The organism is Aquitalea magnusonii, assembly GCF_003202035.1.
GTDB classification, from domain to species: Bacteria; Pseudomonadota; Gammaproteobacteria; order Burkholderiales; family Chromobacteriaceae; genus Aquitalea; species Aquitalea magnusonii.
The window spans coordinates 143,471-160,303 of record NZ_QJKC01000001.1; the positions used below are offsets into that span (position 1 = coordinate 143,471).

21 protein-coding genes and 1 other RNA gene are annotated in these 16,833 nt (G+C 56.1%); 14 read left to right on the forward strand and 8 right to left on the reverse strand.

Annotation, left to right across the window (positions count from 1 at the left end; genetic code table 11):
* Positions 1–129: 129 nt before the first annotated feature.
* Together DFR38_RS00675 and DFR38_RS00680 are read right to left on the reverse strand one after the other, a co-directional pair.
* Positions 130–1,413, reverse strand: a complete 1,284-nt coding sequence (locus DFR38_RS00675) for an NAD(P)/FAD-dependent oxidoreductase (RefSeq protein WP_110312855.1) — start codon at positions 1,411–1,413, stop codon at positions 130–132.
* Positions 1,414–1,577: 164 nt separating this feature from the next.
* Positions 1,578–1,817 carry a hypothetical protein gene (locus DFR38_RS00680; protein WP_059285151.1) on the reverse strand — a complete coding sequence of 80 codons (240 nt, stop codon included), beginning with the start codon at positions 1,815–1,817 and terminating at the stop codon, positions 1,578–1,580.
* 314 nt (positions 1,818–2,131) lie between these two features.
* On the opposite strand from DFR38_RS00680, the gene DFR38_RS00685 reads away from it, so the two are divergent.
* The 3 genes from DFR38_RS00685 to DFR38_RS00695 all read left to right on the forward strand — a co-directional run bounded on the left by DFR38_RS00685 (position 2,132) and on the right by DFR38_RS00695 (position 5,124).
* Positions 2,132–3,151 carry a transporter gene (locus DFR38_RS00685; protein ID WP_059285152.1) on the forward strand — a complete coding sequence of 340 codons (1,020 nt, stop codon included), beginning with the start codon at positions 2,132–2,134 and terminating at the stop codon, positions 3,149–3,151.
* A gap of 159 nt (positions 3,152–3,310) precedes the next feature.
* On the forward strand, positions 3,311–3,652 hold the full coding sequence (locus DFR38_RS00690; RefSeq protein WP_059285153.1) for a zinc ribbon domain-containing protein YjdM: 342 nt from the start codon (positions 3,311–3,313) through the stop codon (positions 3,650–3,652).
* 104 nt (positions 3,653–3,756) lie between these two features.
* Positions 3,757–5,124, forward strand: a complete 1,368-nt coding sequence (locus DFR38_RS00695) for an MATE family efflux transporter (RefSeq protein WP_110312856.1) — start codon at positions 3,757–3,759, stop codon at positions 5,122–5,124.
* Positions 5,125–5,136: 12 nt separating this feature from the next.
* Here the strand turns inward: DFR38_RS00695 and DFR38_RS00700 are convergent, their stop codons facing one another.
* The 4 genes from DFR38_RS00700 to DFR38_RS00715 form a co-directional block, all read right to left on the reverse strand.
* On the reverse strand, positions 5,137–6,471 hold the full coding sequence (locus DFR38_RS00700; protein ID WP_110312908.1) for a Y-family DNA polymerase: 1,335 nt from the start codon (positions 6,469–6,471) through the stop codon (positions 5,137–5,139).
* Positions 6,471–6,902, reverse strand: coding sequence for a LexA family protein (locus DFR38_RS00705; RefSeq protein ID WP_059287583.1), 432 nt, complete (start codon positions 6,900–6,902; stop codon positions 6,471–6,473). Before DFR38_RS00705 ends, DFR38_RS00700 begins: the two co-directional genes overlap by 1 nt.
* 143 nt (positions 6,903–7,045) lie before the next feature.
* Positions 7,046–7,234, reverse strand: a complete 189-nt coding sequence (locus tag DFR38_RS00710) for a hypothetical protein (RefSeq protein ID WP_059287582.1) — start codon at positions 7,232–7,234, stop codon at positions 7,046–7,048.
* 78 nt (positions 7,235–7,312) lie between these two features.
* A complete protein-coding gene (locus DFR38_RS00715) occupies positions 7,313–7,576 on the reverse strand; it encodes a hypothetical protein (protein WP_059287581.1) in 264 nt (87 codons plus the stop codon).
* Positions 7,577–7,796: 220 nt separating this feature from the next.
* On the opposite strand from DFR38_RS00715, the gene DFR38_RS00720 reads away from it, so the two are divergent.
* Positions 7,797–8,450: a YkgJ family cysteine cluster protein gene (locus DFR38_RS00720; RefSeq protein ID WP_158527668.1), complete on the forward strand. Its 654-nt coding sequence runs from the start codon at positions 7,797–7,799 to the stop codon at positions 8,448–8,450.
* Here the strand turns inward: DFR38_RS00720 and DFR38_RS00725 are convergent.
* Together DFR38_RS00725 and DFR38_RS21645 are read right to left on the reverse strand one after the other, a co-directional pair.
* Positions 8,441–9,076: a LysE family translocator gene (locus tag DFR38_RS00725; RefSeq protein WP_059285629.1), complete on the reverse strand. Its 636-nt coding sequence runs from the start codon at positions 9,074–9,076 to the stop codon at positions 8,441–8,443. The genes DFR38_RS00720 and DFR38_RS00725 overlap by 10 nt on opposite strands.
* Positions 9,077–9,143: 67 nt before the next feature.
* Positions 9,144–9,278 carry a hypothetical protein gene (locus DFR38_RS21645; protein WP_255524279.1) on the reverse strand — a complete coding sequence of 45 codons (135 nt, stop codon included), beginning with the start codon at positions 9,276–9,278 and terminating at the stop codon, positions 9,144–9,146.
* Positions 9,279–9,372: 94 nt separating this feature from the next.
* Between DFR38_RS21645 and DFR38_RS00730 the strand changes: the two genes are divergently transcribed.
* From DFR38_RS00730 to DFR38_RS20830, 10 genes are all read left to right on the forward strand, one after another.
* On the forward strand, positions 9,373–9,804 hold the full coding sequence (locus tag DFR38_RS00730; protein WP_199051969.1) for an EamA family transporter: 432 nt from the start codon (positions 9,373–9,375) through the stop codon (positions 9,802–9,804).
* A 189-nt stretch (positions 9,805–9,993) separates the two neighbouring features.
* Positions 9,994–10,358, forward strand: a transfer-messenger RNA (tmRNA) gene (gene ssrA, locus DFR38_RS00735).
* Between the two features lie 164 nt (positions 10,359–10,522).
* Complete coding sequence (locus DFR38_RS00740; RefSeq protein WP_059285628.1) at positions 10,523–11,740, forward strand: tyrosine-type recombinase/integrase; 1,218 nt, start codon at positions 10,523–10,525, stop codon at positions 11,738–11,740.
* Positions 11,740–12,186 carry a hypothetical protein gene (locus tag DFR38_RS00745; RefSeq protein WP_110312858.1) on the forward strand — a complete coding sequence of 149 codons (447 nt, stop codon included), beginning with the start codon at positions 11,740–11,742 and terminating at the stop codon, positions 12,184–12,186. Before DFR38_RS00740 ends, DFR38_RS00745 begins: the two co-directional genes overlap by 1 nt.
* Positions 12,187–12,334: 148 nt before the next feature.
* Complete coding sequence (locus DFR38_RS00750) at positions 12,335–12,550, forward strand: helix-turn-helix transcriptional regulator (protein ID WP_110312859.1); 216 nt, start codon at positions 12,335–12,337, stop codon at positions 12,548–12,550.
* Between the two features lie 143 nt (positions 12,551–12,693).
* Positions 12,694–13,251, forward strand: a complete 558-nt coding sequence (locus DFR38_RS00755; RefSeq protein WP_059285626.1) for a RuvC family protein — start codon at positions 12,694–12,696, stop codon at positions 13,249–13,251.
* A complete protein-coding gene (locus DFR38_RS20820) occupies positions 13,232–13,909 on the forward strand; it encodes a hypothetical protein (protein WP_146215880.1) in 678 nt (225 codons plus the stop codon). The genes DFR38_RS00755 and DFR38_RS20820 overlap by 20 nt, the downstream gene beginning before the upstream one ends.
* Before the next feature lies 1 nt (position 13,910).
* Entirely contained in the window at positions 13,911–14,744 is an 834-nt protein-coding gene (locus tag DFR38_RS20825; RefSeq protein WP_146215881.1) for a hypothetical protein, read from the forward strand.
* 538 nt (positions 14,745–15,282) lie between these two features.
* Complete coding sequence (locus DFR38_RS00770) at positions 15,283–15,669, forward strand: hypothetical protein (protein WP_059285623.1); 387 nt, start codon at positions 15,283–15,285, stop codon at positions 15,667–15,669.
* A gap of 276 nt (positions 15,670–15,945) precedes the next feature.
* Entirely contained in the window at positions 15,946–16,830 is an 885-nt protein-coding gene (locus tag DFR38_RS20830; protein ID WP_146215882.1) for a hypothetical protein, read from the forward strand.
* Positions 16,831–16,833: the final 3 nt, after the last annotated feature.

Here is a 16,833-nt window from a genome sequence, read left to right on the forward strand (position 1 = left end):
AAGGAGGGGGGCGGATCGGGTCCGGCTGGCCTGGCAGAAGGGGGCAGCAAGGGCCGGGTATGAACCCCGTCCTTGCTGTCCGTTGTGCTCAGGCCCGGTGCAGGCCGTCAGCTGGGGCTGTGTGCCGGCTCAGATGCCCAGTTTGTCACGCAGCGAATAATACCAGGCACCCATGGCGGTGAAGGGCACGCGCATCAGTTCGCCACCGGGGAAGGGGTAGTGCGGCAGGGTGGCGAAGGCATCGAAGCGCTCGGCCTGACCACGCAGTGCCTCGGCCAGAATCTTGCCGGCAAGATGAGTGTATGTGACGCCGTGGCCACTGCAACCTTGCGAGTAGTAAATATTGTCGCCGATACGGCCCACTTGCGGCAGGCGCGACAGCGTCAGTAGGAAGTTGCCGGTCCAGGCGTAGTCAATCTTCACATTGGCCAGTTGCGGGAATACTTTCAGCATCTTCGGCCGGATGATGGCCTCGATATTGGCCGGGTCGCGTGCGCCATAAACCACGCCGCCGCCGAAAATCAGCCGTTTGTCCTGGCTCAGGCGGTAGTAGTCGAGCAGGTAGTTGCAGTCTTCCACGCAGTAGTCCTGCGGCAGCAGGCTGGCGGCCAGTTCATCGCCCAGCGGCTCGGTGGTGATCACCTGGGTGCCGCATGGCATGGATTTGGCAGCCAGTTCCGGTAGCAGATTGCCCAGGTAGGCATTGCCGGCCACCACCAGGAATTTTGCCTTGACCCGGCCTTGCTGCGTGGTCACCACGGCTTGCTGGCCGCGTTCTATGCTCAGTGCCGGCGATTGCTCGTAAATCACGCCACCCAGCGATTCCACGGCTGCGGCTTCGCCCAGCGCCAGGTTCAGCGGGTGGATATGACCGCCGCTCATGTCCAGCATGCCGCCCACATAGCTGTCGGTGGCCACGATGCCGCGCATGTCATCCTTGCCCAGCAGTTGCAGCTGGCGGTGGCCGTAACGCTCCCACAAGGCTTTTTGTGATCGCAGATGGCCCATCTGCTTTTCGCTCAGCGCAGCAAACACGCCGCCGTCTTTCAGGGCGCAGTCGATGCCGTAGCGGGCCACCCGCTCGCGGATGATGCGGCCGCCTTCGAAGGCCATGTCGCCCAGCAGCTTGGCCTGCTTGCTGCCCACCGTGCGTTCGATCACATCGATGTCGCGGCTGTAGCTGTTGACGATCTGGCCGCCATTGCGGCCGGATGCGCCAAAGCCAACCCTGGCGGCCTCCAGCACGGTGACCTTGAAGCCGTTTTCCAGCAGGAAGAGTGCCGTGGACAGGCCGGTGTAACCTGCACCGATAATGCAGACATCGGTTGCGATTTCGCCTTGCAGGGCCGGGCGCGCAGGCACCGGATTGGCAGAGGCGGCGTAGTAGGATTCGGGATAGCTGGTTTGTGGCATTTCGTTAAACTTTTCGTTTAATATTTTGCACATGCCAGTTGATTCTAGCGCAGGCAAGCGCCGCTTGCCAAATTATTTGATCAAATATGTGGGTGCGGCGCTGGGGCTGCGCTGCTTAAGGCGGGTCAGCATCCGCCGGGCGGATGCTGATGAAGTGCTGGGGATTACTTGGTGTGCTCGTGGCCGCCAACGGTTTCCTTCACCTGGCCAGTGACACCCGAGCTGTGTTTTTTGTGCTTTTTGTGTTTCTTGTGGGCTTTCTTGCGTTCTTCCTGCTTGATTTTGGCATGATCGGCCTTCCAGGCTTTTACCTCGCTGGCCGTCGGGGATTCCTGGTGCAGTTTGTTGGCGAGGGCGGGGCCAGCCAGCAGCACTCCGGCTACAGTCCATGCAATCAGTTTCATGATGGTTTTCCTGGATAAAAGACTTTGAGTGAGTAGAGACTGTCCTCAAACGGACAGCAGCCAGTCTATGAACTCCCATCGCGCTAAATAAGGGATGATTTCCCAATGAAATTGCTCTTGTTTCTTCTTGTTGCTAGGAAATGTACTTGAGCGCCCACCGCCGCTGAGGCCGCTGCCTGCGCGCTCCGGCTGGGTGGCAAACTGTCATCTGCCTTTCGCAAAGCCCGGCCTGGAGCGGTGTTATCCTACACGGGTGGGCGTTTGCCGCTGGCCAGCCAGGATTGGCCCGGCCGTGTTTCCGGAAGGTGTATTGCATGAGCGTGTCGATTACCGAAGTGACCTATGGTGCTGATCAGGTCGGGCTGATCAGTGGCTTCCGTTTTTTACCCGGGCAGGCCGGTCAGCCCATTGCGTCGGAAGAGGCTGTGCATTTTCTGCAGCAGCCGGCGCAGGACGATGGCTTTGTCTGGCTGCATTTCAATCTGGCGCATGCCGCCTGCGAGCGCTGGCTCAGGGCCAGGATGCCGCTGCCGGATGATTTTTTTGCCATGTTGCATGCCGGCAGCAGCTCCACCCGCATCGAACCTTCGGACGGCATGCTGCTGGCGGTGATCAACGATGTGGCGCTGGGCTTTGGTGTGGTGACCTCGGATGTCGCCACGCTGTGGGTGGCCGCCGGTTCGCGCTTGCTGGTTACCGCGCGCGTGCGCCCCCTGCGTTCGGTGGACCGGCTGCGGGCGGCAGTGAAAAGCGGCGAGGTGTTTCCCTCGGCCCGTTCCTTGCTGTTTCATCTGATGCAGGATCAGGCTGATGTGATGGCCGGCATCGTGCGCGAGTCTGCGCGCAAAGTGGACCATATCGAAGATCGTTTCCTGGCCGAGCATTTGCAGGATCATCGTGCCGAGCTGTCCGGCATGCGCCGCACCCTGGTGCGGATGCAGCGTCTGCTGGCACCCGAGCCGGGCGCGCTGTTCCGTCTGCTGAACCGGCCGCCGGCCTGGCTGGCCGAGCACGATGTGCAGGCGCTGCGCGAATCGACAGAGGAGTTTTCACTGGTGCTGAACGATCTGGCCTCCCTGGTGGAACGCATCAAGCTGCTGCAGGAAGAGCTGGCCGCCAAGCTGAACGAGCAGACCAACCGCACCCTGTTCACCCTGACCATGGTCACGGTGCTGGCACTGCCCATCAATATCGTGGCCGGTTTCTTTGGCATGAATGTGGGGGGCGTGCCGCTGGCCAATCATCCGCATGGCTTCTGGGTGCTGGTGCTGTTGGTGGCCAGCTTCACCTTTCTGGCCGGCTGGTGGGCGTTCAGCCGGCAGAAGCCGCGCTAGGCCGGTTGCGGTGCGGATTGCGGCACAGAAAGCAGGTGGTGCTGACGAGACCATGAGCGCAGTGGGTGATCTTGCCGGCGTGCTGGCGTACAATACTGCCTTTGCGCCAGCGGCAATTGCCGCTGGCTTTGATTCTTCTGTTAGCGAGCAAGGTATAGCATGAGCGGTTTGCCCAATTGTCCCCAGTGCGGTTCCCAATTCACCTATGAAGACGGCGCCATGCTGGTCTGCCCGGAGTGCGCGCACGAGTGGTCGGCCCAGGCCGATGCCGCTGGTGAGGAGCAAGGGCGCGAAGTGCGTGATTCCAATGGCAATCTGCTGCAGGATGGCGACACGGTGACGGTGATCAAGGATCTCAAGGTCAAGGGTTCGTCGCTGGTGGTGAAGGTGGGGACCAAGGTCAAGAATATCCGCCTGGTGGACGGCGACCATGATATCGATTGCAAGATCGAAGGCATCGGTGCCATGAGCCTGAAGTCGGAGTTCGTGAAAAAGGCCTGAGCCTGCCGCCGCACGCGATTGATGAAAAGCACCCCGCGCGGGTGCTTTTTGCTTTTTCGCCCCGCCGGCCGTGCCTGCCGCCAGCGGGGCGCGGCTCTGTTACCATGCTGTTTTCCTGTCTGTCCGCCTTGTCCATGTCTGATACTGCCGCTTCCCCTCTTGCTCCTTCTGCACGACACCTGATCTCCTTTGCCGTACCGGTGATGCTGGCGGCACTGGCCACGCCCTTGATGGGGCTGGTGGATACCGCCGTGCTGGCACGGCTGGGTAATCCGGTGGCGCTGGCGGCGGTGGCGGTGGGTGGCAGTATTTTCAATGTGGTGTACTGGTGCTTCAGCTTTCTGCGCTTTACCACCACCGGGCTGGTGGCCCAGGCTGCCGGCGGGCAGGGGCGGGAAGCCGTGGTGCTGGCCGGCTTGCGGCCCATGCTGGCGGCCTTGCTGGGTGGCATCGGCTTGCTGTTGCTGCAGCAGCCGATTGCCTGGCTGGCCTTGCACCTGCTGGCACCGCCGGCCGAGGTGGCCGGGCTGGCCCGGCAGTATTTTGATGCCCGTATCTGGTCGGCTCCGTTTACTCTGCTGGCTTATGCCCAGTTTGCCTGGCTGCTGGGGCTGGGGCATTCCCGCCAGGTCATGCTGCTGCAAGTGCTGATGAATGTCCTGAATGCGGCGCTGGCCATCAGCTTTGTATCCGGGCTGGGCTGGGGCGTGTCCGGCGCCGGCTGGGCGACCGCCATCAGTGAAGCCGCCGCCAGCCTGCTGGCGGGGTGGGTGATGCTGCGGCAGGTACCGTGGCCGCAATGGCGTGCCGCCTGGCACCGCCTGGGGGGCATGGCGCCGTGGCGGCAGCTGTTTGCTGCCAATCTGGACATCATGGTGCGGACCTTGCTGCTGACGGTGTCATTTGCCCTGATGACGCGCAGCGGGGCGCAGCTGGGGACGCTGACGCTGGCGGCCAATCAGCTGTTGCTGCAGGCCTTCATGGTTTGCGTCAGCCTGCTGGACGGATTCGCCGTGGCGGCGGAAGTGTATGGCGCGCGGGCCATTGGTGCCGGCTCGCGGGCAGCGCTGAGGCTGGTGGTACGGCGTTGCGGCTGGCTGTCGCTGGGCTGGAGCAGCCTGCTGGCACTGGCCATGGCGCTGCTGGGCTTGTTTTACCTGCCGCTGATGACGCCGGATGTGCAGCTGCAGCGCATGGCGGCGGCCTTCTGGCCCTGGCTGGTGGTGTTGCCGCCGGTGTGCATCTGGGCTTTTTTCTGGGATGGCGTGTTCATGGGGGCGATGCGCACACGGGTCTTGCGCAATGGCATGCTGCTGAGCTTTGCCGCCTATGTGCCAGCCTTGTGGCTGCTGCAGCACGCGCTGGGCAATCATGGTATCTGGGCGGCCCTGCTGGTGTTGATGGCCATGCGCGGCCTGTTGCTGACCCTGGCCTGGCCGGCACTGCGCGACGGCGTGGGCCAGCCGGGCTGACCGGCCTGTCAGTCAATCGCCAGCGTGGTGATGGCGGCGCGGCCAGTACAGGCGGTAGCCGGCTGGCGCGCTGCTGTGTGGCTGGTCGTGGACGGAGATCGCCTGCTGCGGGTCGGTGCTGTAGCAGGGCGAGCGCATGGCCTGGCGCATCTGCCAGTCCTGGCTGATGTCTTCGATGGCCAGCCGGATGCTGCCTTTGCCCAGCCGCCGGTTGAGCTGGTCGATGGTGGCCATCAGCCTGGCGCGGCGCGGGTCTGGCGCAGGGGCGAACATATCCTGCTGCCCGATGGCCTTGTCACCGATTTCCATCAGCACCACCCCGGCCTTGTGATAGGACAGGCCGGGCCGGAACAGCTGGCGCAGCCCCGCCTGTGCGGCCTGGTTCAGGCTGAGGGTGTCGTCGCTGGCCTGCAGCAGCGGAATGCAGGTATAGCCGTGATAGTGAGTGGCGCTGCCAAAGGCGTTGGTCTGGATGCTGACGCCTATCATCGCCGCCGTGCTGCCCTGGGCGCGCAGCTTTTCGGCCGCGCGGGCGGTGTGGTGGGCAATGCTGGCCGACAAGGGGGGCAGGCTGCTGACCTGGCGGCTGAAACTGCGGCTGGAAATGATGTGCTGCTTGCTGCTGGCCACATCTTCCAGCGCCAGGCAGGATACGCCGTTAAGCTCGGCCACGGTGCGTTCCAGCACCACGTTGAAATGGCGCTTGAGCTGGCGCGGCTCGGCTCTTTGCAAGTCGAGTGCGCTGCGTATGCGTAGCTGGTGCAGCTTTTCCGCCAGCCGTCGCCCCACGCCCCATACCTCACGCACATCCATGCTGGCCAGCAGGCGCTCGGCTTCGGCCGGTGTCAGCCCGCTCCAGTCGAATACCCCTTGCCAGTGTGCCTGCTGCTTGGCCACGTGGTTGGCCAGCTTGGCCAGCGTCTTGCTGGGGCCGATCCCCACGCAACTGGGCAGGCCCAGCTTGTCCAGCAAGGTCTGGCGGATGTGCTGGCCATGTGCCTGGGGCGTGGCGATGCCGCTCAGGTCCAGAAAGCATTCATCGATGCTGTAGATGTCCTGGCGCGGAGCGAAGCGTGCCAGGATATTCATCATGCGGCGCGACATGTCGCCATACAGGGTGTAATTGCTGGAAAACACCGCCACCCGGTGCTTGCGACACAGGCCCCGCACTTGGTAGTAGGGCAGAAAGGCCGGAATGCCGATGGCCTTGGCCTCGGCCGAGCGCGCCACCACGCAGCCATCGTTATTCGACAGCACGATGATGGGCTTGCCGATCAGGTCTGGCCGGAACACCCGCTCACAGCTGGTATAGAAGCTGTTGCCATCCACCAGGGCGAAGAGGCTCATCAGTAGCGCCGGATGCAGCCGCACACCACGCCCCAGATCAGCAACTCCTGCTCGCTCTGGGGCACCAGTACCGGGTAAGCCGGGTTTTCCGGCAGCAAAGCCAGCCGGCCATGGCGACGGTGCAGGCGCTTGACGGTGAAGTCACCATCCACCACGGCCACCACGATATCGCCATGCAGCGCCGGGCGGCCCTTGTCGACGATCAGCAGGTCGCCCTCCAGGATGCCGGCCCCGCTCATCGAGTCGCCCTGCACCCGCACCACAAAGCAGGCGTCAGGGTCGCTCATCAGGTAGCCATTGAGGTCGATGCTGCTGTCCAGATAGTCGTCGGCTGGCGAGGGGAAGCCGGCGCGGATGCCCATGCCGGCCAGCGGCAGGCTGCAGGGCGGGGTGGTCGTGATGCGGCCGCACAAGGTGATGTCGTCAGGCATGGCGGATTATTTTGAAAATGTACATAATCAAAATATAGCAGATGCACACAAGGCGCGGCCGGTTTTTTTCATGCAATGGCGCGCGGAAACGACAAAAAAGCCCGCGCAAGCGGGCTGGGTGTGGCCGGGATTTTGCAGGAATCTCAGGCCGTGGTGTTGATGGTATTGCCGATGGTGGCAGAAACCGGACGGTTTTTGCTTTCCGCCACACCTGGCTTGCTGCCGTCATTGTCACCGTCGCTATCACGGCCGCGCTGGGCCGGTGGCTGGCTGACGGAGCGCAAGACCTGAGCAGGCGCAGTACTAGCGATATTGCCGATACCCGATACCATGATTGATCTCCAGAAGGGGCTTATTCCCCGCGCGGATTATTACCGGGCTTGGCTTAAGCCAGACTTAAGCCTGCCGCTTCAGGCCTGCTGGGTGGTGGTGAGGATGGCCAGCAGGGTGGATGTGGTGGTGGGGCTGAAAGGCTGTCTGGCCCGAGTGCCAAGCAGTTCGCACAGCTGGTTGAAAACGCTGCGCGCCGGCTGGCTCAGCGCTTGCAGATCATCGAGCTTGAGCTGGCTGCCCTGGTGGCTGGAGCCCAGCAGCAGTGCCAGCTCGGCCAGAATGGCCCGTTCTGCGGCAGAATCGAGATCCCGTATCAGCTGGATAATATCGGTTTCCGTCATGGCTTGTGGTGTGTTGATTTGTCATTGGCATTATTTTAACCCTGCCGGTGGCGGCTGAATGGCCTGCGTGCAGCTGGCATGATCATGATCAACAAATTGAAACGTGCGTTGGTTTTGTCGCCGCACCCGCCATGGAGTGTCACGATCCGGCCGCCGGCTGCGGGCTATAATCCAGTCTGGTGTGCCAGCTGGCATCACGGAAACGACAGGAAGGATGAGCATGCTGCATGCAGACGAAGCCGCGGCCCTGCAGGCTTCGATAGAGCGAGTGGGCGCGCGGGTGACGGCAGCGCTGCAAGACAAGCCCGGCGTTGACTATGCGGTGGCATTTGTCGGCAATCTGCATCGCGGCATCGATCAAACCATGGCGCAGGCAGCCTTGCGTGGCGAGCCGGTGGCCTGCCGGGCCGGCTGCGCCAGCTGCTGCAGCCTGCGGGTGGAAGTGGCGCCGGCCGAAGCCCTGCTGATTGCCCGGCAACTACGCAGCGGCCCGGCAGAGCGGCTCGCGCAGCTGCGGCAGGCCCTGCAACGGCAACAATCCGTGCTGGCGCAAGAGGGTGCCATACGGCCGCCCTGCGCGTTCTTGCAGGATGCGCTGTGCAGCATTTATCCATGGCGGCCAGCCAGCTGCCGCAAGGCGCATTCCTTTTCTGCCGAGGCCTGCCAGAGCGGGGCGGCACAACTGCCGCAGGACCTGGCCATTACCCTGGCAGCAGAAGCCTTGCAGCGCGGCACGGCACTGGGCTATCGCCAGCGCGGGCTGGATGGCGCGGTACAGGAATTGAGCGCTGCCGTATTACAGGCACTGGCAGACGACACGGCGGCAAGCCGCTGGTACGCCGCAGCGGACAACAGCACAGCCGCTCAGGGCTGACCCGGACGCTGCAACAGCAGCAGTCGGGCGGCCAGACCGAGAAACACCAGGGTCAGCGCCCGCCCTTGCCACAGCGCAAAGCGCGGCTGTGTCTGCAAATAGCGCCCCAATGCCCCGCTGAACTGTGCCAGCAAGGCATTGAAAGCCAGCCCGGTCACCGCCAGCACCAGCCCCAGCAGCAAAACCTGCTGGGCAACATGGCCGTGGGCGATATTGACGAACTGCGGCAGGAATACCATGAAAAACAGCAGCGCCTTGGGGTTGAGCAGGCTGTTCAGCATCGCCATGCGTACCACCTGGCGGTGACTGCGGCGCTCACCGCCCAGCAGGGCCAGCATGCCGCCGGCCCGCCAGGATTTCCACGCCAGCCAGAGCAGATACGCCGCCCCGCCCAGCCGCAGCAGGTCGAACATCGGCGGCCAGCCTGCCAGCATGGCGGTAATGCCGCTGGCGGTCAGAATGGTGAACACCATGTCCGCCACAGCAATGCCCAGCGCCGCCGCCAGCCCGCCGGAGCGGCCCATGGTGGTGGAATACGACAGCACAAACGCCATATTCGGCCCCGGCGACAAAAACAGCAGCAGCACGGTTGCCATGAACAGCAACAGGGTTGAGGCAGAAATCATGATCTGTCCTTGGAGTGTGTCGTGGCGGGCAAGAGGCCGTTGTCTGGCCTGTCCTGCGTGTTCAGCATTACAAAATGCGGATGATGTTCTTGATCAGCCGGGTCTGCCCTGCGCTGGCCGGCTTGTTTTCCTGGCGGTGCCCGGCCAGCATGGCCAGCGCCAGCAGCAGGGCAAGCAGGAGTATGGTTTTGGATTGGGACATGGCAGCCGCCGCAGGAATAATATTTGAGCGGCTATTTTAGGCCGGTCGGCGCTGGCCGGATAGCGTGCGCGTCAATGAAAGGGAGAAAATCATGATGGGAACGGCCAGCTGGTTGTTCTGGGCCTTGTTGTCGGCGGTATTTGCCGCACTGACCGCGATTTTTGCCAAGATAGGCATCCGCGGCGTGGATTCCGACCTGGCCACGCTGATTCGCACCGCCATCATCAGCGTGGTGCTGTCGCTATTTGTCTGGCTTGGCGGCAAATGGAGCAACCCCCTGCAGCTATCCGGCAAGACCTGGCTGTTTCTCGGCCTGTCCGGCATCGCCACCGGCCTGTCCTGGGCCTGCTATTTCCGCGCCCTGCAAATGGGAGAAGCATCGAAAGTGGCCCCGGTCGACAAGCTGAGCCTGGTGCTGGTGGCCGTGTTTGCCGTGATCTTTCTTGGCGAGCGCCCGGCCCCGCGCGAATGGCTGGGCATTGCCATGGTGGCTGGCGGGGTAGTGGTGCTGGCCCTCAAGCGCTAAGCGCCGCCGCCCCAGGCCCGGCTGCGGGTACGCCTGCTGCGTGGCCGGCATCGACAGACCTTGCCCCACGGCGCATTGTGTTAGCCGCGCCAACCCCCACTCATTGCCCGGCCTGCTGCCGAATGATTTCGCCGCGGCAGCCAGACTAGTCGCCACGGACGTTTCACTGTATACTTGTCAGTCTTATCTGGGGGCGACCTGGTTTCGACGGGGGTTGCGAAGCGGATGAGGGCATACCGGGATTTCAGTCACCCCGTAAAAAGCTGAATTTTTTTAGTCGCAAACGACGAAACTTACGCTCTAGCAGCCTAACGGCCGGCTAGACACTACAACGGTTCGCAGATGGGCCGGGGGCGTCAAAACCCTGTAGTGTCACTCTACATCTGCTAGTGCTGTGCCGGGTTACTTGGCACTGTGCGAAACTCAAGGTAACTCGCCAAAGCCCAGCCTGTCCGTCGGCGTGGTGGAGGTTAAATCCAAATGACACGACTAAGTATGTAGATCTCACCGTAGAGGACTTTCGGACGCGGGTTCGATTCCCGCCGCCTCCACCAAATTCACATGTCACCGAAAGACATGTAACGACAAAACCCCGATAGCTTAAGGCTTTCGGGGTTTTTTCTTATGTCACGGTGCGACATGCAGCGCCTTGACATGCCAACAAATCCGTTGGTATCTATGTTGGTAGATTTGATACCAACACGGGCAGATACCAACAATGGCAATTACAGATACTGCATGCAAAAATGCCAAACCCAAAGAAGATGGCAAGCCAATCAAGCTCTCCGACGAGAAAGGCCTCTTCCTTCTCGTCAACTCATCCGGAAAGTACTGGCGCCTTGCTTATCGGTTCACACAAAAGCAGAAAACGCTTGCTCTTGGCGTCTACCCTGAAGTCACGTTAAAACAAGCTCGAGATAAGCGAGATGAGGCTCGCCGACTGCTAGCAGAGGGCATAGACCCTGGCGAGCACCGGAAATTAATCAAAGCCACTAAAGCACTCCAAGCAGACAATACTTTTGAAGCCGTGGCACGCGAATGGTTTGCCAAATACAAACCTACGTGGACGGATGGGCACGCCGATCGCATCATCAGACGCTTGGAAAGAGATGCGTTTCCTTGGCTTGGTGGGCGTCCCATCTACGAGATTGAAGCACCGGAACTACTTGCCAGCCTTCAAAGGATCGAGCAACGAGGAACGATTGAGACCGCCCATCGAGCCAAGCAAAACATCAGCCAAGTATTCCAGTATGCAATCGCAACTGGTCGTGCCAAGCGAAATCCTGCAGCCGACCTGACGCGGGCACTCTCACCAGTTGTAAAGACTTCATTCCCGACCATTACTGACCCTGCAAAGATTGCTGAACTTCTTCGCGCCATTGATGGCTACCAAGGGACATTGGAAACAAGATGCGCTCTTAGGCTCGCGCCACTGGTCTTCGTCCGCCCAGGAGAGCTACGCCAAGCCGCCTGGAGTGAGATTGACCTTGAGAACGGATTTTGGATTATCCCAGCAAAGCGCATGAAAATGAGGGAGAAGCATGTGGTACCGCTTTCCTCACAGGCGGTAGCAATATTACGCGAGCTTGAACCGCTCACAGCGAATGGCAAGTACGTCTTTCCCGGCGCACGTTCGAACAAGCGCCCTATGTCCGAGAATACAGTTAATGCTGCTTTGCGTAGACTTGGCTACGACAAAGACACAATGACTGGCCATGGCTTCCGCCACATGGCATCAACCCTGCTGAATGAGCAAGGATGGAATCGCGATGCTATCGAGCGCCAGATGGCACACGCAGAACGCAACAGCATTCGGGCAACCTACAACTATGCCGAATACATGCCTGAGCGCATAAAGATGATGCAGGCTTGGGCCGATTATCTTGATTCGTTAAAGGCCGGAGTAAAGATCACTCCTATTTTTAAGGCGTCATGATGAGCGAATCTGAAATATACGGAGAGACAAGAATTCTTCTGGCACTTCAGAGGAATGAAAGAGCACAGAAATGGGCTGAAGCCGCCTATGAGTTTGAGCGCCTCAATGCGCCCGACAAGCTTAATGTGCTACTCACTTCAGGCGATTCAGTACCCAAGCACATTTCTGCCATGCTAGCAGGTAAATCATTGGCACATAAAGGAAAAGGCAAGGCGCATGCGCATCATCCGCTTAAGAGGTACAGCCTATTGAAAGCCGCACATGAAAGCAACAAAGAATGCGGAATCGAAACCGACCTACCGAATTTAGATGAGATTGTTCATTGGGTCGCAGAAGAATGTGGCATGTCATACGACACACTGAAGAATAAGACCAAGAAAAAAGTACCTGAGTACAAGGCATACATAGAGCACGTCAAGAATGAAATTCTGAATGAAGAAATTTAAGGCTTGTCAAGGTCTATTTTCATGAAAATATAGACCCTCTCAATCCGCATCATAAAAATTAAAGTAACGCCATCACACGACGTCCCGCGCCATAGCAGGACAAGTGTGATGGCGTTTTTCTTTGCTCTTTAACAATTTGGAATTAGTCATGAATGCTAACGATCATGCCTTAAATATTGCCTTCATCAGGGAAGCTACTGCTGCACAGATGCTGGGGGTGAGCAAACGCACCATCCAGCGCTGGGAGAAGGAAGGTGGCTTTCCTCGCAAAATTAAACTTGGCAAAAACACCAGCGCTTACAAGCTTGAGGAGATAAATAAATGGATTGAGGAACGGTGCAATGCTGACAAATCGAAGTCTTAGAAAATTTAGTAGGCTGCTAATGCATAGCCGCCAATTTATCAGGTGCAAATATTATTTGTTGCAAATGCAACTTACCATTTGCTACATAACCTCAATTTTAAAGTAACTCGAACTGAACAACATTCATTTAAAGGATAAAAACCATGAAAATTGCAGGAATTGACCCGGGATTGAGAAATACCGGTATTGCAATTGGAGAACTTGACATTGCAAATTCAAGCTTGATCATTACGGAATTGTACGTGATACAGACGGCACCAATGAATGGTACCTGGAAAACTGAAGATACGCTGCGTCGCTGTAAGGAAATTTACAACAAAACCAAGGAGTACACAAAAGATTGCCAAATCATCTTTGCAGAACTGCCCACTGGAGGTAGCAATAACCAAACTGCATTCGCTCTCGGCGCTGGATTTACTGCTGCACTGATTGGCCTTCCACAGTCATTGATTACTGTCAGCCCCCACGACGTAAAGAAAACCGTCCTTTCTGAACATCCGGCAAAAGATCGCAACAAAGGGGCGATGGTATCTTGGGCGATAGATAAGCATCCGGAGGCGCCTTGGCCAACCTACCCTTATCAAGGGAAATTTAATCCAGTGGAAAATTTCAGCTATTTGGAACATCTTGCCGATGCAATCGCTGCGATTTATGCCGGCATTAATAAAGTCAAGGAAAGAAATGGCAAGACAGGTCGCTAAAAGCTTTGAGGTTCGTTTTTGTGAAAGGGTAACAATACGGGCCACACAAGAAGAGTGGGATAAGTTAGACATTGTAGCTCGATATCACGGACAGACACTTGAGCGTCTCATCCAAAATGCAGAAAAAACCCGGCCTGAGCATATTCAGCGCCCGGAGTGGCTTCGCCAAATCATTAAAACCAGGGGGCAATGCTGCAAATACTATGTACACAAAGGAGTAGACATCAATATGCAAGCAGCACAAGTCAACCTTCCCAATAAAAACGGAGTCCCAGCCAACCTTACACTTCCCCAAACAATGAACTACCTGAGCAAGCATGCAATCTGGAACTCTCCTTCAGTACCAATGCGTGAAGTAAACAGTAACGAAGCTATCAATTTCATCCTTGATAGCAAGTTACTTCAGGCAAATCCACACAGTTCGATTAACGAAATGGAAGGTAGTGTATATGTAGTTTTTCACCCAATTACGCAGGAGGTACACCTTTGCTTGTATAGCAAAATCGGCAAGTGCTTTATCTTTGATCTGACCAAAATGCCCAACAATCTTACCCATATAGCCGAGGGAGAATTCTTTAATTATGAAGTAGATGCATCAGGTTTAACCGTATTGAAAGAAAAGTCCTTCCCGTCCATCCGCCAACAGCTGAAGTTGTAGCATGGCATTAGATCAATTTGGGCGAGACAGCTTTAGCATGATTGAATCTTGGCGCCTTGATAATATGGCTAGGATTGCGGTCAAATTGGCATCACTTCCATCAGGAATACTTATGGATGCGTATACAAAAAAGTATAACTTTTTATTACGCGAGGATGACATCTTGCCCATCTTGACTATTTCAATGGCACTTTTGATAAAGGGAATACCACCATCACTAAGATGCGCCTTTCCGACGGACAGTCAGATGCGCTACGGAACGACTACGCGCACCATACTTATACTGGGAGATTTATTATGGCTATGTTCTAAAAGTGTTATCTTTCACAAACTAGCAAGAGAAGTTGTCAATAATTTGCAACAGAAAAATTATTCAAAAGCGGTTAAAAGCTGTGTAGGGCTATATTTCAGCATTGAAAGCACGCAGCGATCACAACGTTTTATACAAAAGGAGAAAATTCTTAATCTGATTAGACGACATGAGACACAATTAGTTATTTTGCCTTCTCTTTTCTCAAGGCGAGAGAAGATAATTGAGCCGAGGATGATATATCAGAGGCTTATACAGGGTGGTTTGTCTGCCAGTTTTCTACCCACCCGCGGGCAAAATCGTACCATGAATATGGAGATTGTTTACATTTCACTTTATGCGGCAGGTTGTTTTCATCAGGGAAGTGGCTACGCCGAAGCAGCTCGTTACTACAACGCTCTTGTAGATACATCGGACTACGCTGCGAGTACATCATATATACGCAAGTTATATTCACGATTGGTAGCGTTCTTAGATAAGACACTTACCAAACCTATCAAGCCTGTAAGACAGAAGGAATACTAAGATACAAGTGCATCTATGTGGGTACCGGATGCAATGCATTTTGTGGGTCTAAAGACCCATTGAAATGCAAAGCCGGCACCCCTTGTTTTCCCTTTTGAAAACAAATACTTAATAGCACGCAAGGTGTACGCGCAAGGTGTACACTTTTTTCACAATAGGTGTACATAAATTTCCATGACGAATGGAATTTATGTACACCACGCTCACACCCCTACAATTCACGCCCCCAACATAGGTGTACATTTCAAGTTGAAGTTTTTTAATTTATGTACATCCTTTCAATCATCTCTTCCTCACCATACCTAACCATAGTACATCAGCCCAAGTAGCAGCCGGCCTTCATGAGATGACATCAAAGGAGCGGAGACTCACTTGTTTCACGCGCAAATGGAACGACGGCCCATCACTAGAAGTAGATTAATCTTGACGATTCCATGCATACGCGGAACACTTCGGAACGACTTTTATAGTTGCACACCAAATGCAACATTGACGACGCTTCGCATACACACACTCTCAAGTGGATGGAGTACCTATCATGGATAAGCCCGAGATTGATATAACTGTTCAAACCATCGAACGCGCTGTTAAAAGTGCAGTAGAGGGAGCTGTAGAACGAATCATCGACCAAGCGGCCGAACGGGCTGCTGCCAAGCTTGTTGAATGGGTCATGATGTCAACCTCCAACCTACCTCCGGAACAGCGTATCGCCAGCATTGTCGAGCTTCTCAAGACTGGTAAGCCAGGTGCCCTATCTGCTGCTGCACCTCCGGAAAGTAAAACTTCCGACCATGCACACGAAGTCTCTCTTGCAGAAGAAAAAACCGAACTTGCCAAGAGCTTCGGCCTAGCTACTAAACTGGGAATTTCATATGGTGATGGTGTTGAGTACCAGAAACGGGTGAGAAGTGAGTGGGATGACTAGGTGTAACAACTGTCACCTCACTAACATGCTCAGCAGTGGCCTGCTATGGGTACTTGTGAGCAAATCCGAGACATCTCAAACACAAGTCTCGGTCACATTCATACAGGAAGCTTGCAAAGCCAGCCTTAGTAAGCTGTAATACAGGTGCGCTTACGCCAAGCGCGCCAGTCCACCGTTGGCAAACACATAGTGATGGCTTGGAATTAATTATTGAAAATTTCCCATGCAAATAGCGAGACAAGGTGGACATCGCTTAAATTGCACCAGGAGATTTCGATGAAGCCATCCTCCCCATACTCCCCATATTCCAAATTACTTCAAGATCTAGAACGGCAAGCCAAAAAAAAGGTTAGAGCTGGCGAAGGCCATTACCTGCTCAACCTCGAAGCCTTATGCAAAAACCACGGTTATCCCAACCGTGGACAACTTGAACGTCTTGCTCATTCTGAGCAAAGAAAAACATTAGCCGCATCTCTTGGAATAAAACTTGGAGTCACTCCTGGTTCGGATACTGTTTACCGAGTACTGATTGGTAAGAGTGTCTGGGCTCTTCGCTTGTCACCACATGGACCACAGCTCCAACTTCAGGAGCGACCATGCTCCAAATACCCGGATAGAAGTGATATATCTGACTTAGGCATCTTCCAAGTTATCAACCGAGTCACGCCCAAAAATGAAAGGGAAAGTGGCCACTGGTCTGTTATGCGATACAGTTACCAGCCCATCCACAGTCTTGAATTTATGCTAGACGACCAAGTAGTACTATTGTCTAAGCACTTCGGCATTCCATTCCTCGATGACATTGGCAAAGAAGACCAGCAGCATATTTCAGAAACTTCATTTCTGAAAAGTTATGCCTTTCTGGAACTACGGAATGCACTACGTTCAGGTGCAAATGACCTTCCAGATTTAGCAAAGTGGTCCTATGGCTTACAACCTGCATGGGCGCATTGTGTTGGAATACCAGACAACTCGCTTCCTCTATTGCCAAAATTTGTTGATAGTTATTTCAGTATTATCAAGCAGCACTCTAAGCTACTTATACCAGCATACGAGAAAATGTGTGAAAACTGGAAACTAGTTCCCACGTTAGGTAAAGATGGAGACCTGGACCCTGGGCTCATCCAAAGAGTATTAGATTTGGCAGAAACAATTGAATAAGCC

Bases quoted from the DNA above. Each gene is read 5' to 3' on its own strand.
- DFR38_RS00740 (WP_059285628.1), top strand. From the start codon at position 10,523: ATGGCAATTACAGATACTGCATGCAAAAATGCCAAACCCAAAGAAGAT.
- DFR38_RS00770 (WP_059285623.1), top strand. From the start codon at position 15,283: ATGGATAAGCCCGAGATTGATATAACTGTTCAAACCATCGAACGCGCT.
- DFR38_RS00695 (WP_110312856.1), top strand. From the start codon at position 3,757: ATGCTGTTTTCCTGTCTGTCCGCCTTGTCCATGTCTGATACTGCCGCT.
- DFR38_RS20820 (WP_146215880.1), top strand. From the start codon at position 13,232: ATGGCAAGACAGGTCGCTAAAAGCTTTGAGGTTCGTTTTTGTGAAAGG.
- DFR38_RS00730 (WP_199051969.1), top strand. From the start codon at position 9,373: ATGGGAACGGCCAGCTGGTTGTTCTGGGCCTTGTTGTCGGCGGTATTT.
- DFR38_RS21645 (WP_255524279.1), bottom strand. From the start codon at position 9,278: ATGTCCCAATCCAAAACCATACTCCTGCTTGCCCTGCTGCTGGCGCTG.
- DFR38_RS00685 (WP_059285152.1), top strand. From the start codon at position 2,132: ATGAGCGTGTCGATTACCGAAGTGACCTATGGTGCTGATCAGGTCGGG.
- DFR38_RS00755 (WP_059285626.1), top strand. From the start codon at position 12,694: ATGAAAATTGCAGGAATTGACCCGGGATTGAGAAATACCGGTATTGCA.
- DFR38_RS00720 (WP_158527668.1), top strand. From the start codon at position 7,797: ATGCTGCATGCAGACGAAGCCGCGGCCCTGCAGGCTTCGATAGAGCGA.
- DFR38_RS00725 (WP_059285629.1), bottom strand. From the start codon at position 9,076: ATGATTTCTGCCTCAACCCTGTTGCTGTTCATGGCAACCGTGCTGCTG.
- DFR38_RS00680 (WP_059285151.1), bottom strand. From the start codon at position 1,817: ATGAAACTGATTGCATGGACTGTAGCCGGAGTGCTGCTGGCTGGCCCC.
- DFR38_RS00690 (WP_059285153.1), top strand. From the start codon at position 3,311: ATGAGCGGTTTGCCCAATTGTCCCCAGTGCGGTTCCCAATTCACCTAT.
- DFR38_RS00675 (WP_110312855.1), bottom strand. From the start codon at position 1,413: ATGCCACAAACCAGCTATCCCGAATCCTACTACGCCGCCTCTGCCAAT.
- DFR38_RS00710 (WP_059287582.1), bottom strand. From the start codon at position 7,234: ATGGTATCGGGTATCGGCAATATCGCTAGTACTGCGCCTGCTCAGGTC.
- DFR38_RS00745 (WP_110312858.1), top strand. From the start codon at position 11,740: ATGAGCGAATCTGAAATATACGGAGAGACAAGAATTCTTCTGGCACTT.
- DFR38_RS00700 (WP_110312908.1), bottom strand. From the start codon at position 6,471: ATGAGCCTCTTCGCCCTGGTGGATGGCAACAGCTTCTATACCAGCTGT.
- DFR38_RS00750 (WP_110312859.1), top strand. From the start codon at position 12,335: ATGAATGCTAACGATCATGCCTTAAATATTGCCTTCATCAGGGAAGCT.
- DFR38_RS20830 (WP_146215882.1), top strand. From the start codon at position 15,946: ATGAAGCCATCCTCCCCATACTCCCCATATTCCAAATTACTTCAAGAT.
- DFR38_RS20825 (WP_146215881.1), top strand. From the start codon at position 13,911: ATGGCATTAGATCAATTTGGGCGAGACAGCTTTAGCATGATTGAATCT.
- DFR38_RS00705 (WP_059287583.1), bottom strand. From the start codon at position 6,902: ATGCCTGACGACATCACCTTGTGCGGCCGCATCACGACCACCCCGCCC.
- DFR38_RS00715 (WP_059287581.1), bottom strand. From the start codon at position 7,576: ATGACGGAAACCGATATTATCCAGCTGATACGGGATCTCGATTCTGCC.